Annotated in this window: 14 protein-coding genes, 5 tRNA genes and 1 pseudogene; 19 read left to right on the forward strand and 1 reads right to left on the reverse strand. The window is 45.1% G+C overall.

Translation table 11 applies throughout. The features are described from left to right. Positions 1–114: 114 nt before the first annotated feature. From NQ095_RS13815 to NQ095_RS13885, 15 genes are all read left to right on the forward strand, one after another. Positions 115–186, forward strand: a tRNA-Gln gene (locus tag NQ095_RS13815). Positions 187–190: 4 nt separating this feature from the next. Then, positions 191–265, forward strand: a tRNA-Gly gene (locus tag NQ095_RS13820). 7 nt (positions 266–272) lie between these two features. Continuing rightward, positions 273–346 (forward strand) — tRNA-Cys (locus NQ095_RS13825). 8 nt (positions 347–354) lie between these two features. After that, positions 355–438, forward strand: a tRNA-Leu gene (locus NQ095_RS13830). Positions 439–442: 4 nt separating this feature from the next. Continuing rightward, positions 443–516: transfer RNA gene (locus NQ095_RS13835), tRNA-Gly, on the forward strand. Between the two features lie 308 nt (positions 517–824). Beyond that, on the forward strand, positions 825–1,721 hold the full coding sequence (locus NQ095_RS13840; protein WP_258264233.1) for a carbohydrate ABC transporter permease: 897 nt from the start codon (positions 825–827) through the stop codon (positions 1,719–1,721). Further along, positions 1,721–2,548 (forward strand): carbohydrate ABC transporter permease, encoded by an 828-nt coding sequence (locus NQ095_RS13845; RefSeq protein WP_258264058.1) that lies wholly within the window; start codon positions 1,721–1,723, stop codon positions 2,546–2,548. Before NQ095_RS13840 ends, NQ095_RS13845 begins: the two co-directional genes overlap by 1 nt. A gap of 82 nt (positions 2,549–2,630) precedes the next feature. Next, positions 2,631–3,908 carry an ABC transporter substrate-binding protein gene (locus NQ095_RS13850; protein WP_258264059.1) on the forward strand — a complete coding sequence of 426 codons (1,278 nt, stop codon included), beginning with the start codon at positions 2,631–2,633 and terminating at the stop codon, positions 3,906–3,908. 142 nt (positions 3,909–4,050) lie between these two features. Next, positions 4,051–5,862 (forward strand): cache domain-containing sensor histidine kinase, encoded by a 1,812-nt coding sequence (locus NQ095_RS13855; protein WP_258264060.1) that lies wholly within the window; start codon positions 4,051–4,053, stop codon positions 5,860–5,862. Further along, positions 5,843–7,411 (forward strand): response regulator, encoded by a 1,569-nt coding sequence (locus NQ095_RS13860; protein ID WP_258264061.1) that lies wholly within the window; start codon positions 5,843–5,845, stop codon positions 7,409–7,411. The genes NQ095_RS13855 and NQ095_RS13860 overlap by 20 nt, the downstream gene beginning before the upstream one ends. A gap of 15 nt (positions 7,412–7,426) precedes the next feature. Then, positions 7,427–8,152, forward strand: coding sequence for a ThuA domain-containing protein (locus NQ095_RS13865; protein WP_258264062.1), 726 nt, complete (start codon positions 7,427–7,429; stop codon positions 8,150–8,152). 19 nt (positions 8,153–8,171) lie between these two features. Then, entirely contained in the window at positions 8,172–9,197 is a 1,026-nt protein-coding gene (locus tag NQ095_RS13870) for a Gfo/Idh/MocA family protein (protein ID WP_258264063.1), read from the forward strand. Positions 9,198–9,212: 15 nt separating this feature from the next. After that, positions 9,213–10,253, forward strand: coding sequence for a Gfo/Idh/MocA family protein (locus NQ095_RS13875; RefSeq protein ID WP_258264064.1), 1,041 nt, complete (start codon positions 9,213–9,215; stop codon positions 10,251–10,253). A 12-nt stretch (positions 10,254–10,265) separates the two neighbouring features. Continuing rightward, positions 10,266–11,234 carry a sugar phosphate isomerase/epimerase family protein gene (locus NQ095_RS13880; protein ID WP_258264065.1) on the forward strand — a complete coding sequence of 323 codons (969 nt, stop codon included), beginning with the start codon at positions 10,266–10,268 and terminating at the stop codon, positions 11,232–11,234. 79 nt (positions 11,235–11,313) lie between these two features. Next, positions 11,314–11,502 (forward strand): hypothetical protein, encoded by a 189-nt coding sequence (locus NQ095_RS13885; RefSeq protein ID WP_258264066.1) that lies wholly within the window; start codon positions 11,314–11,316, stop codon positions 11,500–11,502. 397 nt (positions 11,503–11,899) lie between these two features. Here the strand turns inward: NQ095_RS13885 and NQ095_RS13890 are convergent, their stop codons facing one another. Continuing rightward, the gene (locus tag NQ095_RS13890) at positions 11,900–12,571 is read right to left on the reverse strand and encodes a B3/B4 domain-containing protein (protein ID WP_258264067.1); all 672 of its coding nucleotides are present in this window, start codon (positions 12,569–12,571) and stop codon (positions 11,900–11,902) included. A 99-nt stretch (positions 12,572–12,670) separates the two neighbouring features. On the opposite strand from NQ095_RS13890, the gene queG reads away from it, so the two are divergent. The 4 genes and pseudogenes from queG (at position 12,671) to trmL (ending at position 15,307) form a co-directional block, all read left to right on the forward strand. Beyond that, positions 12,671–13,810: a tRNA epoxyqueuosine(34) reductase QueG gene (gene queG / locus NQ095_RS13895; RefSeq protein WP_258264068.1), complete on the forward strand. Its 1,140-nt coding sequence runs from the start codon at positions 12,671–12,673 to the stop codon at positions 13,808–13,810. Between the two features lie 84 nt (positions 13,811–13,894). Then, positions 13,895–14,767, forward strand: a complete 873-nt coding sequence (locus tag NQ095_RS13900) for an amidase domain-containing protein (protein ID WP_258264234.1) — start codon at positions 13,895–13,897, stop codon at positions 14,765–14,767. 5 nt (positions 14,768–14,772) lie between these two features. Beyond that, positions 14,773–14,817 (forward strand): annotated as a pseudogene (locus NQ095_RS22585) (hypothetical protein); the annotation flags it as partial. A 16-nt stretch (positions 14,818–14,833) separates the two neighbouring features. Further along, positions 14,834–15,307, forward strand: coding sequence for a tRNA (uridine(34)/cytosine(34)/5-carboxymethylaminomethyluridine(34)-2'-O)-methyltransferase TrmL (gene trmL / locus NQ095_RS13905; RefSeq protein WP_258264069.1), 474 nt, complete (start codon positions 14,834–14,836; stop codon positions 15,305–15,307). Positions 15,308–15,332 lie beyond the last annotated feature (25 nt).

Consider the following 15,332-nt stretch of genomic DNA (forward strand, 5'->3'; position numbering starts at 1 on the left):
CGATTGTGGCGAAGTGGTTAACGCACCTGATTGTGGTTCAGGCATTCGTGGGTTCGATTCCCATCAGTCGCCCCATAAAAGTCACATTTTTATTTCCGTGACATATACTATCAGTGGGCTATAGCCAAGCGGTAAGGCATCGCACTTTGACTGCGACATGCGTTGGTTCGAATCCAGCTAGCCCAGTAGTGCGGAAGTAGTTCAGTGGTAGAACACCACCTTGCCAAGGTGGGGGTCGCGGGTTCGAATCCCGTCTTCCGCTCCAATATTAAGGCGGCATAGCCAAGTGGTAAGGCATGGGTCTGCAAAACCCTGATCACCGGTTCAAATCCGGTTGCCGCCTCCAAATGTAATGCCGGTGTGGCGGAATTGGCAGACGCGCACGACTCAAAATCGTGTTCCTCTGGAGTGCCGGTTCGATCCCGGCCACCGGTACCACATCGCGGGTGTAGTTTAGTGGTAAAACCTCAGCCTTCCAAGCTGATGATGAGGGTTCGATTCCCTTCACCCGCTCCAACTTACATACGACAGACTTTCTCTTTATGAGGAAGTCTTTTTTATTGTTTACATTTCAGCATATTATTTTCAATCCCACTTAATCATTTGCAAACCTCGTCTCTACCCAAAATTCACAACCTTTTCATTTACCCAATATCCACCAAAACAAAACCCATCTAGTCAAAATAGTGCACCTTCTTCGTCAATTGAGTTCCCCTATTTAAGAAAGCGCTACCATTATAATGAAAGAAAGCGATTACACAGTTAGGGTGGTGATACGGGTGGAACCAAAGATTCAGACTGGACCAGTGAGCCCGGATGTACAAATGAAGGCAGTGACGAAAAAAAAGTTCAAGTATAAGAGCTTGCTGACGTACGCTGCCTTTGTTGGACCGGCACTTTTATTTTTCTTAGTGATTCAGATTCTTCCATTCTTGATGGGTGTGTATTATTCCTTCACCTCATGGAATGGTGTCAGTTCGGTTGTTGAGTGGGTCGGATTGGATAATTATAAAAAGATCTTCACTGATGACAAGACGTTCTTTAACTCGTTCATGTTCACGACGAAGTTTATGTTTGCGGCAGTGATCATCAGTAATTTGATTGGTTTCGGATTTGCTCTGTTACTGAATGCCGCATTGAAGACGCGCAATATTCTGAGGACGGTATTCTTTATCCCAAACGTCATCGGGGGATTGTTACTCGGGTTTATCTGGCAGTTCATCTTTGTTAAGGGTTTCGCGTCACTCGGGAATATGACGGATATCGGATTCTTTAAAATGCCATGGCTTGGTGATGAGAAGACGGCTTTCTGGGGTATTGTCATCGTATTTGCATGGCAGATTTCGGGGTATATGATGGTCATTTATGTAGCGGCGTTGCAAGGGGTGGACAATTCACTGCTTGAAGCAGCGAAGATAGATGGTGCATCGAATTGGACGCTCCTGACGAAGATCATCATTCCATTGATACTACCGGCATTCACGATTTGTTTCTTCTTGACGATTTCGATGGCCTTTAAAATATTCGATCTGAATATCTCGCTGACAGGCGGCGGACCGTTCAATTCTACACAATCTGTGGCGATCAATATCTATCAGGAAGCTTTCCAGAATAACCGTTATGGACTTGGGACGGCGAAGTCGATTCTGTTCTTTGTGGTAGTGGCTGTGTTTACGACAGTCCAGGTGATGGTGACGAAGAAGAAGGAGGTTGAGGCATAATGGGCAATCGTTATACGAAGAGAACGTTTGTATTAGAAATCATCGGGATTGTGATCGGGCTCATTTTCCTTATCCCTTTTTACTTCGTGTTGGTCAACTCGGTGAAACCATTTGCTGCGATTTTGATTGATGCGGCAGCATGGCCGGAGGAATTTATGTTTTCCAACTATGCCAAGGTGTGGGAGGTTATTAATTTCCCCCGTGCTTTCTGGAATTCGCTAGTCATCACAGTTTTCAGTAATATCGGATTGGTGATCATCAGCTCCATGGCGGCGTGGAAAATGGTACGTACGCCTGGGAAGTTCAGTAAGATTCTGTTTGTCATCTTTGTATCAGCCATGGTGATTCCTTTCCAAACGGTGATGATCCCCTTGATGAAGGTTGGGGGGACATTGGGACTGACAAATAGCATTCCTGGTCTCATTATCATGTACTTTGGGTTCGGAGTGCCACTTTCCCTGTTCTTATATCACGGATTTGTGAAAACTGTCCCGATTGAAATCGAGGAATCAGCGATGATAGACGGCTGCAGTCAGTTTGGCGTGTTTTGGAGAATCGTCTTCCCGTTACTGAAACCTATTACAGTTACGGTGATCATTTTGAATACATTGTGGATCTGGAATGATTACCTGCTTCCACTCCTTGTATTACAGGATGCGGAACTGCGGACGATCCCACTTGCAGCCAGTTCGTTCTTTGCCCAGTATACGAAGCAATGGGATATGGGCCTTGCAGCATTGGTGCTTGGTATAACACCAGTCATCATATTCTTCTTATTTTTACAGAAGCATATCATAAAAGGGATTGCTTCAGGTTCGATCAAGTAGATATAAAGTTTCTGTCAAAATGGTCTATCATTGATACAGAAATTTATATAAAATATTTTATATCAGGGAGGTCAATCCATTTATGAAACGTATTTTATTACTTTGTATGTCTTTAGTTTTAGTATTTGGAATCATTGCAGGTTGTTCTTCTAAAGACAAAACAAGCAGCTCAGGCGGGGAGTCCGGTTCAGGTGATGATGTCGTGACACTTAATTTCTTCCAGTTCAAAGTTGAAATCGCCGACCAGCTTCAAGAAATGATCAAGGAATTCGAAGCAGAGCATCCGAACATTAAGATCAAGCTTGAAACAGTTGGCGGAGGTGCCGATTACGGTGCTGCCCTTAAAGCGAAATTCGCGTCTGGTGAAGAGCCGGATATTTTCAACAATGGTGGATTCAAAGAGTTAGAGCTATGGAAAGAGAAGCTTGCGGATCTTTCCGGTGAGCCATGGGTAGAGCATGTCCTTCCGATCGGGAAAGTTCCGATGACGGATGAGGACGGCAAGCTTTATGGTATGCCAGTTAACTTGGAAGGTTATGGTTTTGTTTACAACAAAGATTTATTTGAAAAAGCAGGCATCACTGAGCCTCCTAAAACGATTGATGAGCTGAAAGATGCAGCGAAAAAGCTTGAAGCGAAGAAAATCACTCCGTTCTCAGCTGGTTACGGTGAGTGGTGGGTAATCGGTCAGCATTTACTGAACATTCCATTTGCACAACAGGAAGATCCGGATAAATTCATTGCTGGACTTTATGACGGATCTGAGAAGATTGTAGGAAACGAGAAGTTCAAACAGTTCAAAGAGGTACTGGACACTGAGCTTAAATATGCCAACGATAATCCTTTAACGACGGATTATAATACGCAGGTTACCCTATTTGCCTCTGGTGAAACAGCGATGCTTCAACAAGGGAACTGGACGGAGAACATGATCACTGAGATCAATCCTGATATTAACATGGGCTTCCTACCGATTCCAATCAGCAATGATGAGAACGCAGATCGCCTTCCTGTCGGTGTGCCGAATAACTGGGTACTGAATAAGAACTCTAAGCACCTTGAAGAAGCGAAAACATTCTTGGAGTGGATGGTTTCTTCTGAAACAGGTAAGCGTTATATCACAGAAGAATTTGCGTTCATCCCTGCATTTGACAATATCGAGCCGAATGGTCTTGGTGACCTGGGTCAATCCATCCTTGACTACTCTAAGGATGAGAAGACGATTCCTTGGACTTGGTTCAAATGGCCGGATGGAGCGAACAAAGAATTCGCTGCGACCATCCAGGAGTATGCAGCCGGAAAAATTGATTATGATACTGTACTTGAGCGATTCCAACAAACATGGGATAACTTGAAGTAAACAGAGTAATGGAAAGCATGTCTATTAAAGGCATGCTTTCTATTTAATAAGTTTAGTAGGAATATTTCGAAAAAACACTTCCAAGAGCGGGGAATAACACTTTATACTAGTGTATAAGTGAGACCTGGGAGGTCCGTCCCTCATGTTAAAGACAAGCATTCGGAATAAGTTGATTGCGCTGTTGATGATTACGACAATCGTGCCGTTTGGCAGTTCGATCATTATTACATATTTGTATACGAAGGATTCGATTGAGGAGCAGGTGGTGAAGGAGAGCAGTAACCTCCTTTATCAGGGGAAGGTGAACCTGGAGAGCTATATCAATGAGCTCAACGGGTTATCGCTGTCCCTCTATAATAATCCCGATTTCATTAATTTCATGAGGTCACCGGGTAAGGAGAATAATTACCTGACGATCGGCATCGTGAAGAATATTGTGCAAACGATTCTCTACACAGGGGACACGATCAACGGAGTACGCATTTCCTTTGCCGACGGAGACCGGGTCATTTCGGCAACGAAGCGTTCCACCGTTGTGTTCTCCAATAGAATAAAAGATTCACAGTGGGAATACTTCAGAAAAGCAGAACGAAGCCCGTACAATATGTACATTGAACCCACAAATAGCCAGGAAGAAGAGAACATTAACCGGTCGAAGGAAATCATCACGATCCACCGGGCATTTCGAAATGTCCCCGGGGATGAAGTGTTGGCCTATATTTCGCTGGACATCTCACCTGATAAAATCATCGATTTGAGCAGGAATCTCTATAACCCAGAATCAGAGGAATTTTATTTATTATCTTCAGAAGGGGAAATGATCTACAGCTCGGATCGCGACGTATCGGATGATGGAAACAATCAGAAGTGGATCAGAAGAATCATGAAGTCAAAGGATGTCTCAGGGACACTTGAGTGGAAGGAAGATACCTTCAACGGGGTGATGATGTACGATCAGCTTCCAGCTTCCGCCGGCGGATGGTTCCTGGTGAAGAGGGTATCGTATGCGAACCTTTATGAAAGCGCATTTAGTGTGGCGAAAATCAATATTTTGTTCGGGGTCCTTGGATTGACCCTCGTGGTGCTGGCGACTCTGTTTGTTTCCTTTAAAATTACATCACCAATCCGGATACTGCTTTCAAATATCCAGGAGGTTGAAAAAGGGAATATGAAGGTACAGGCCGAATCATTCGGCTTTGATGAAATCGGGATCCTTGGAAATCGGTTTCAGCAGATGATCGAGCGGATCAATCATTTGATCAACAGGGAATATAAGCTGGAGCTTGAAAACAAAACGAATCAATTAAAGGTTCTGCAGTCGCAGATCAATCCCCATTTTCTCTACAATGCTCTCCAGTCCATAGGGACGATTGCACTTAAGAACAAGGTTCCGCAAATATACTCCCTGATCACCCATTTATCTAAAATCATGAGGTATGGGATGAATATGGAGGAGGATGTGGTTCCTTTAAGCAAGGAAATCAACTATACGAACGCTTATCTCCTTTTACAAAAGGAGCGGTTCGGCGAAAACCTGGAGTACAGTGTCGAAGTGGACGAAGAGGTGAAGGAGGTCCGGGTTCCCAAAATGATCCTGCAGCCCCTCATAGAAAACTACTTCAAGCACGGGTTCGACATCCGTGATGGAGTGGGGAGGATTGACCTGACCTGCTTTCAGGATGGGACAGAACTCGTGATGATCGTCCGGGACAATGGAGCAGGGGTGACAGCAGAAAGGCTCAGGGAAATAGAAGAGCACTTCAAAGCAGATGCATGGAATAAAACCGGTGAAGAAACCAATATCGGGCTGAAGAATGTTTATGTAAGATTGAAGCTTTACTATGACCATAAGGCCACTCTTCTGCTTATGAATCATGAAGCTGGAGGCTTTATGGTCACCATGAGGCTGCCATTACGAATGGAGGGTGAGGCAAATGAAAGCAATCATCATTGACGACGAAAAGCATGTTCGTGAAGGGTTACTTTTGTTGGCGGAATGGGATAAGCATGGCATTCACACCATCCTCGAGGCGGAAGATGGAGACGAAGCCATCGAATTGATCAAAAAGCACAGGCCAGAGATCATCTTCACGGATATGCGGATGCCGAAGAGGGACGGCATCAGCCTGTTAAAGTGGCTTCATGCCTCTGATCTGACAAGCAAGACCATCGTCGTGAGCGGGTACGATGACTTTGAATATATGAGAAACGCAATCCACTATAAGAGCTTCGATTACATTCTGAAACCGATTGAACCGGATGTACTGAATGACACGTTGAATAAAGCGGTGAAGGAATGGGAGGAGCAGGCACGCTCAAGAAAATCTCAAGTAGAGGAAAGCCGGGTCATGAATGAGGTGAAGCCCCTTTACTGGGATCGATTCTTCTCAAACCTCTGTTCGAAAGAGGGCATTACAAAAGAGATGGCAGAAAAAGTTGAAAAAGAGTTCGGTGTGTCCATCGAGAAGTTGCATAAGACTGTGGCACTCCTGCCGATCAAGCCGATCGTAATGAAGTCCTTTCAAGGAGACCGGGATCTTGCCTTTTTTACCATCATCAATATTTGCAATGAGCTTTTACGAAAGCAGAACGATGGGGTTTGTTTCCGGAATAGCAACAAAGAAGAAGAACTTGTTATTCTCTTCTGGAATCATAAGCATGTAACGTATTTATTAGAGGAAATCCACTCATTGATCTATCAATATGGAAGGGTTTCCCCGGTCACGGCTCTAGGTAGGAAGTCGAGAAAGGTGAAGGAAGCTTATGAATCTGCTCTTGAAGTGTACTCCAGGCATCCTCTGCTTGCCCAAAAGAAGTTTGTCACCCACCTGGATGTGGAGACAGGGTCCCATCTCCATTTATTGGATCACTCCAATGAATTGAAGTGGGCGATTCTTTCGGGAAGCAGGGAACAGGTCCAGTCCCAGCTGGAAGGGATCTTTTCTAAATTAGAAAACAGTCATATTCTATCCCTGGACCAGATTCAGGTGTGGGAGGACCAGTTTGAGATCCTGCGGAATAATTGGTTGAAAGAATACGAGATCAGGAGTCAAGAAGCTTTTTACCGGGGCAGGGATTATTGGAGGGAGGACGGCTCCTTTTCCTTCAGGAAATTTAAAGAGGAAAAGACGAAAGAGTTTATCGAACTCATTCAGACGCTGACACAGGCTAAATATCAAAAGGAAAAAAACAATATGCAGTATATTGAGGAATATCTGCAGCAGCATTACCAGGAAGATATCAATCTTCAAGATATTGCCGACAGGTTCTACTTAAGCAGGGAATACATTTCCCGTAAGTTTAAGCAGGATTACGGGGCAACCATCACAGATTATGTCACGAATATCCGGATGGAAAAGGCAAAGAAGCTCCTTGAGAATCCTTACTTGAAGATTTACGAAGTGGCCTATGGTGTAGGGTATGGAAATGAAAAATATTTCAGTAAAGTGTTCAAAAAACATGCAGGCCTCACACCAAATGAATACCGGCATGCACAAACTTAACTTGGGGGTTTTACAATGATAAATGTAACAGTATGGAATGAAAATCGTCATGAACAAAAGAATCCGAAAGTGAAAGAAGTGTACCCTGAAGGAATTCATGGTGCCATTGCCTCTTTCCTCGGAGAAGCGTCCTATAACGTGAAAACCGCTACATTGGATGAAGGGGATCACGGGTTAACGGAAGATGTACTGGAAGGTACGGATGTATTGGTCTGGTGGGGACACATCGCCCATGAGGAAGTGAAGGATGAAGTGGTGGAACGGGTGAAACAGCGGGTTCTTGACGGAATGGGCTTGATCGTCCTTCATTCAGGTCATTTCTCTAAAATATTCAAAACCTTGATGGGGACCTCTTGTGACCTTAAGTGGCGTGAAGCCGATGAGAAGGAACGAATCTGGATCGTGGACCCGAGCCATCCGATCACAGCCGGTATAGGGGAATATTTCGAGCTTGAAAAAGAAGAAATGTATGGGGAGCATTTTGACATCCCGGCTCCTGATCAGCTTGTGATGGTAAGCTGGTTCGAGGGTGGAGAAGTGTTCAGAAGCGGGTGTACGTATCAGCGTGGGAACGGAAAAGTATTTTACTTCCGTCCGGGACATGAAACCTATCCAACATATTACAATGAAAATGTCCAAAAGGTCATCGTCAATGCAGTGAAATGGGCTGCACCGGTGGATCATGCAAGACCTGTATATGGTAATGCAAAACCGCTCGAAGAAATCAAAGGAACAAACTGATAATAGAGGAGGAAAAATCATGAATACATTAAAAATCGGGGTCATCGGATGTGGGAGCATCGCTCAGCACCGTCACATTCCGGAATATGCAAATAATAAAAACGTTGAAGTGGTCGCGGTGTGTGACATCGTCGAAGAACGGGCATGGAAAATCGCCGATGCAGTCGGAGCGAAAGCCTATACCAATTATAAAGAACTGCTGGCCAACGCTGATGTGGAAGCAGTGAGCGTATGTACACCGAACTACCTGCATGCACCGATTTCCATCGATGCCCTGAACGCAGGAAAGCATGTACTATGTGAAAAGCCGATGGCGACTTCAAGTGAAGAAGCAGAAAGTATGATTGATGCATCCGTAAAAAGCGGAAAAAAGCTGATGATCGCTCACAACCAGCGTTTTGTCCCTTCGCATCAAAAAGCGAAGCAGCTGATTGAAAACGGTGAAGTGGGCAAAATCTACAGCTTCCGTTCGGCATTCGGCCACGGTGGTCCTGAAGGCTGGAGTGCTGATGGCAAGGATAGCTGGTTCTTCAAAAAGGATGAGGCGTTCATCGGTGCCATGGGAGACCTTGGTGTTCATAAAACAGATCTTCTTCGTTACATCTTAGGGGAAGAATTTACCGAAGTCGGCGCCTTTGTGGAAACAAGTGCAAAGGAAAATGCCGATGTGGATGATACGGCAGTATGCGTATTGAAAACGGAAAGCGGTACAATCGGCACCCTTGCAGCAAGCTGGTCTTATGTGTCCAAAGAAGACAACTCGACAATCATATATGGTGAGAAAGCGATTCTCCGTTTAGAAGATGATCCGGTAAACTCCCTTGTCGTGCAATATGTAACGGGGGAAATAGTGAAGTATGAGCTTGGCGGCATCCAAACGAATGACGAGGGAGGACAGTCGAATTCCCGCGTGATCGATCAATTTGTACACTGCATCCTTCATGATGCAGAGCCTCCCGTACCGGGTGAAGAAGGAAAGAAATCACTTGGGGTTGTTTTGGCTGCTCTTGAATCAAGTGAAACAAAACAAATTGTAAAGCTATAAAGGGGTATGCGAGCAATGACCAAACTTCGGATGGGAGTGATCGGCGTCGGGGGGATCGCCCAGACGCGTCACATCCCTACTTTTATTAAACTATCAGATTCTGTAACGATTGAAGCGATCAGTGATATCAATCCCGTCACGGCCCAGACCGTGGCAGAAACCTTTCCCATTCCGAACGTCTTCAGTGATTATCGCGACATGTTCGGGCATGTGGATGCCGTAACGATTTGTACTCCGAATAAATTTCATGCGGAAATCACGATTGCCGCCCTCAAAGCGGGTCTTCACGTGTTTTGTGAGAAACCGATGGCCATGACTCCTGATGAATGTGAAAGAATGATCGATGCCGCCGAAGAATCAGGGAAGGTTCTGGCAATCGCTTATCATTATCGTTTTATGAAGGACTCCCGTGCGGCGAAGCGAGTGATCATGGAAGATGAAATCGGAGAACCGATGGTCGCCAGGGCAAGAGCGATCCGCCGCCGCAAAGTACCGGGCTGGGGAGTGTTTACCAATAAGGAGCTTCAAGGCGGCGGCAGCCTGATCGATTACGGATGTCACTTCCTCGATTTATCCCTATGGCTTCTCGGAAATCCGGCACCTGTTGAGGTGACGGGGACGACCTATAACAAACTTAGTAGAATGCCCGATCAAGTGAATCAATGGGGGGATTTCGATAAAGAGAGCTTTGAAGTCGATGACCACGTGACCGCTTATATCAGATTCGATAACGGTGCATCCATGCTTTTTGAGACGTCCTGGTCTGCAAACGTGAAGAGTGACGAAGAAAGCATGAGCATCTCAGGGGTAACGGGAGGAATCGATTTATTCCCGTTCCAAATGAACCAGATGAAGCACGGCATGCTTCTGAATAGTGATGCGGATTGGGTTCCCGGTGAAGATGATCCGAGTCTTCCCCAGGCAAGGAACTTTATCAACAGCTGTCTCGGTTTAGAAGAATTGGTTGTAAAACCACAGGAAGCCATGCAGGTGTCCCAAATCATAGATGCCATTTATAAAAGCAGTGAAACCGGACAAAGTATCCGGTTGAAATAGGAGGAAGCGTATATGAAACTAGGTGTATTTACAGTACTATTCTCACAAAAGAATTTGGAAGAAATGCTCGATTATGTAAAAGAAGCGGGACTTCACGCAGTGGAAATCGGCACGGGTGGATATCCCGGGAATGCCCACTGTGACCTGGACGCCCTTTTAGAAAGCGAAGAAAAGAGAAACGAGTACTTAGAGAAGGTAACGTCACGGGGACTCCAGATCAGTGCGTTCAGTTGTCACGGAAATCCGATTTCACCTGATGCTTCCTTTGCTGAAGAATCCCATGTTGCCCTACAGAAAACGATCAAACTTGCCGGGTTGATGAATGTACCTGTTGTGAACTGTTTCTCCGGAACAGCAGGGGATCATGAAGGAGCCAAGCATCCGAACTGGCCGGTCTCACCTTGGCCGAATGAATACGGGGATATCCTGAAATGGCAGTGGGAAGAAAAGTTGATTCCGTATTGGAAAGAGATAGGGAAGCTTGCAGAGGATCATAATGTGAAAATCGGTCTCGAGCTCCACGGGGGGTTCCTTGTACATACACCGTACACGTTATTGAAGCTTCGTGAAGAAACATGCGAGGCGATCGGTGCCAATCTGGACCCTAGTCATCTTTGGTGGCAGGGGATTGACCCGGTTGCAGCGATTAAGATCCTTGGTAAAGAAAATGCGATCCACCATTTTCATGCGAAGGATACGTATATCGACCAGGATAACGTCAACATGTACGGTCTGATGGATATGCAGCCATACGGCAGCATCCAGACAAGAGCGTGGTCCTTCCGTTCGGTGGGCTGTGGACACAGCTTGCAGGAATGGTCGGATATGATGAGTGCCCTGCGTACATTCGGATATGATTATGTCGTCAGCATCGAGCATGAAGATCCGATCATGTCGATTGAAGAAGGATTCGGCCGTGCCGTGAAGAATCTAAAGTCGATTTTGATTGAAGAGCAGCCGTCGGATATGTGGTGGGTGTAAGTTTTATGAGAAGGGGAGTCCATTGGGCTCTCTTTTTTGAGTGGGAATTTTTTGGGTGGATTCAACCATCTGCTACTGTTTGAATATCAAGATTCATGAAAAGGCAGGAGGAGCTGCTACAATTTTCAAAATCTTATTTAAATACATCGGATACGATCCTTCGTCATCTTTTAAAATAGATCCTCTATCCTTTAAAGAAGCAAAAGTAAAAAAATTAGCGGAGTTTTTCCGGTTACATTCAGAATGGAACTTGTTTTGGGGCAAATAAGGGGAGATTTTCCGGTTGTGAAAGAAAAATCACCCATTTTGGTATTCGTTTGAGTAAATAGGCGGAATTTTTCCTTCTATTTAGCGGCTCTGTTGTTCGACCTGATCTCCCAACCGATAAGTGAAGCCCCTCTTGAACGCAAAGGTTGTTTATTGATCAGCTATAGCAATCAAAAAAATTGGTCATCAAAAATGCATTGCAAATGACGGAAGTTTTGCCACTCTTTTTAAAATGTACATTTCTTATTGTCTATCATCCTAATCATGTAAATTGATTCGTCATAGTTTATGGGATTTTGCAGAAGCCTTGAAGACGTATAGTCATTCATACGTCTTCAAGGCTTTTAAAAAAATGCACTGAAAACGGAATCCATCATAAAAAGGTTTCCTGCTCCGAATTATCCACCAACCACTTCATAGGACCCTTCCCCACCATGGATCCCGATGAACATTTCCATCAATGATTTCGTCAGTTTTCCGCTTTCTTCTTTAGAAAGGGAAGGCTTAAGGAAGATGATTTGAACGGCATCTTTGGTTTCCTCGCCAACAGGGGCACGGGCCGAATCGACGAATGGACTTCCGAAAGGTCCGTCCCCGTCACAGGCGACGATGAGGTTATCCAGGGAGTTTTCCCGGCCGTTTAGCCCTGTGTAGGTTTGTCCGGTTCCCCCCACTTTTAATTCGATCTGTTTCCCCTTGAGCTCTGCACAGTCGTAGATGCCGATTGGCACTTCGTATTGAAGGGAGAAGAAGTTATTGAGATCGATGGCAGAATTAATGGTAGTCAGATAGTTTTGTTTTTTGACACGGCGGAAAAGGGCCTCGGCTGAATGACGGTAACGGTTCGGATCTTTTCCTGTACTCTTGAAGATTTCCCTCCATGCGGCAATCCCTTCAAGTTCGGTCACGCTCTTATCATGAAGGTCAAAGAAGATCGATTCCTGAAACAGCTGAAGTCTGCCTTTCAGCATTTGAGGAGAAGAACCGACTTCGATATGATGATATTGAATGAATCCGACTTTGAAATCGGGGATTTTACTCGTAATGGATGAATCAATTGTGATTTCCACTTATTTTCCCTCCACATTTGTTTTAAAATAGTTTATCATAATACTCACTGCCATTTCACAAATGCTTAGTTAAAAAAATTCAGAAAGGAGGTAAGGTCTATGGATATGGATCAATTAAAACAGGATATCATTCGGTACAGTAAGGAGATTGGAATAGATAAGATTGGCTTCACCACTGCCGATACGTTCTCTGAAATGAAGAACCGGCTCCTTCGTCAGGAGATGCTCGGGTATCAATCCGGGTTTGAGGAAAAGGATATTGAGAAGCGGGTGGATCCTTCCTTGATATTTGGTCAACCGAAGTCAATCATCGCCATTGCCCTTGCCTATCCTTCTAAAATGAAGAATGCCCCCCAGAGCAAGCGGGGAGAAAGACGGGGGATTTTCTGCAGGGCATCATGGGGGACGGATTATCACCATGTGCTCAGAGATCGTCTTTCAAAGCTTGAGGAGTATATTGTTTCCAGAGTCCCACAGGCACGTTTCAAATCCATGGTGGATACGGGGGAACTCGTGGACCGGGCCGTGGCGGAACGTGCAGGGATTGGCTGGAGCGGAAAGAACTGTTCGATTATTACACCTGAATTCGGCTCTTATGTGTATTTGGGGGAAATGGTGACAAATCTGCCATTTGCACCGGATACACCGATGGAAGACCAGTGCGGGACGTGTAATAAATGCGTAGACGTATGCCCAACGGGTGCCCTCATTGAAGGAGGGCAGCTGGATTCCCGGAAATGCATTGCCTTTTTAACCCAAACAAAGGGCTTTCTTGCTGATGAGTACCGGGTGAAGCTTGGCAACCGCCTGTACGGATGTGATACCTGTCAAACCGTTTGTCCTGAGAATAAGGGAATGGACTTTCATTTTCATGAAGAGATGGAGCCTGACCCGGAAATCGCAAAGCCGCTGTTGAAGCCGTTATTAACCATCAGTAACCGTGAGTTCAAAGAAAAATACGGTCATGTATCGGGTTCCTGGAGAGGAAAGAAGCCCATTCAGCGAAACGCCATCATTGCTCTTGCTCACTTTAAAGATGTTACGGCAGTAGATGACCTGATCCACGTCATGGAAAATGATGTGAGGCCCGTCATGAGGGGAACCGCAGCATGGGCCCTGGGGAAAATCGGTGGGGAATCAACTGAAAAAGCACTCCTCATACAGCAAGCGGCTGAAACGGATGAAGAAGTCTTAGAAGAAATACAAAAGGGTCTTAACTTAATACGCCAGAAAGGATAAACTCATCATTTCCCTTGAGTTTATCCTTTTTTGTTTTGAACGGTATGAGTGGAGCATAACAATTAGTGAGGAGGGAAGACGATGATCCGAAAGCTGTTAATGGAAAAAGTCCAGCATGTAATCGAAGAATATACTTCTCGCAGTCAAACAGATTACGAAAGTGACAAAGTGAGAAGGAAAAAAGTATCTTGTCAGGGGCGCCACGCAGAGATTGTGAAGGTGGATGCAACCGGAAAGGTCCTCCGTGTTACACAAGAAAGCAATGAGACTCAGACCATTTTATATGATGTTCATTATAAATATCTCATCAAACAGGGGGCCCTGCTCTATTTGGAAGAGGAGGTGGAGAATCGAAGGGCGGTCTTTTACAATGATAAAATGTATGAAGATGGAGAAACCCAGATTCATCGTGAAGAGAGTGTGAGAGAAGAGGAGAACGTCACTCATGACGAAGAAGAAAGAGTGACGTACCGGTATGACCGACTCAGTGCCGTTCAATATGCAGAACGGTGGTGGAACAGCTATAACCCGGCATTCAAGAAATTCGAGAATGATTGCACGAACTATATTTCGCAATGCCTTCATGCAGGAGATGCTCCGATGCGTGGATATCCCACCAAGGGGAAGGGGTGGTGGATGCGGAATCAGAACTGGAGTTACAGCTGGACGGTGGCGAATTCCTTGAGGTGGTATATCCCTAATTCGACGATCGGTCTTCGCGGGAGGCTTGTGGATGATCCGAAAGAATTAAAGCTTGGGGATGTGATCTGCTACGATTTTGAAGGGGACGGACGTTTTGATCATACGACCATTGTCACTGGGAAGGATGCCGGGGGGGAGCCCCTCGTGAATGCCCATACATTCAATAGCAGGATGAGATATTGGAAATACGAAGATTCCACTGCCTATACACCTAATATGAAATATCGTTTTTTTACGATCGTAGATGACCGTTAAGTCTTGTTCTGTGGGGTAGAAATGGTATAATGTCACTTAGAGTTTTATGAATGAGGTGACATTGACATGGGAGTACATGTTGTATTATATCAACCAGAAATCCCTGCTAACACAGGGAATATTGCAAGAACGTGTGCAGCGACAGACACAACCCTGCACTTGATACGACCACTTGGGTTCTCGACGGACGATAAAATGTTAAAGCGCGCCGGCCTTGATTACTGGCAGTTTGTAAACATTGTCTACTATGACTCCATCGAGGAGTTCTTTGAGAGAAACGACGGCGGTGAATTTTTCTATTTAACAAAGTACGGGAAAATCCCTCACACGAACTTTGATTACAGTGTGGAAGACAAAGAATATTTCTTTATTTTCGGCAGGGAAACTTCTGGCCTTCCTGATGACATCATCCAGAATAATCTGGACCGGGCACTCCGCATCCCTATGAATGAAAACGTCCGATCTTTAAACCTTTCCAACACAGCGGCGATACTCATCTATGAAGCATTAAGACAGCGGAATTATCCTGGTCTGTTATAAAAAGCAGGAATGAAAATCAAATGAT

It is taken from the genome of Rossellomorea sp. SC111, assembly GCF_024733565.1.
GTDB lineage: Bacteria > Bacillota > Bacilli > Bacillales > Bacillaceae_B > Rossellomorea.

What these genes read in the sequence shown, in the direction of transcription:
- NQ095_RS13840 (WP_258264233.1), top strand. Translation starts at nt 825, where the DNA reads ATGAAGGCAGTGACGAAAAAAAAGTTCAAGTATAAGAGCTTGCTGACG.
- NQ095_RS13845 (WP_258264058.1), top strand. Translation starts at nt 1,721, where the DNA reads ATGGGCAATCGTTATACGAAGAGAACGTTTGTATTAGAAATCATCGGG.
- NQ095_RS13850 (WP_258264059.1), top strand. Translation starts at nt 2,631, where the DNA reads ATGAAACGTATTTTATTACTTTGTATGTCTTTAGTTTTAGTATTTGGA.
- NQ095_RS13855 (WP_258264060.1), top strand. Translation starts at nt 4,051, where the DNA reads ATGTTAAAGACAAGCATTCGGAATAAGTTGATTGCGCTGTTGATGATT.
- NQ095_RS13860 (WP_258264061.1), top strand. Translation starts at nt 5,843, where the DNA reads ATGAAAGCAATCATCATTGACGACGAAAAGCATGTTCGTGAAGGGTTA.
- NQ095_RS13865 (WP_258264062.1), top strand. Translation starts at nt 7,427, where the DNA reads ATGATAAATGTAACAGTATGGAATGAAAATCGTCATGAACAAAAGAAT.
- NQ095_RS13870 (WP_258264063.1), top strand. Translation starts at nt 8,172, where the DNA reads ATGAATACATTAAAAATCGGGGTCATCGGATGTGGGAGCATCGCTCAG.
- NQ095_RS13875 (WP_258264064.1), top strand. Translation starts at nt 9,213, where the DNA reads ATGACCAAACTTCGGATGGGAGTGATCGGCGTCGGGGGGATCGCCCAG.
- NQ095_RS13880 (WP_258264065.1), top strand. Translation starts at nt 10,266, where the DNA reads ATGAAACTAGGTGTATTTACAGTACTATTCTCACAAAAGAATTTGGAA.
- queG (WP_258264068.1), top strand. Translation starts at nt 12,671, where the DNA reads ATGGATATGGATCAATTAAAACAGGATATCATTCGGTACAGTAAGGAG.
- trmL (WP_258264069.1), top strand. Translation starts at nt 14,834, where the DNA reads ATGGGAGTACATGTTGTATTATATCAACCAGAAATCCCTGCTAACACA.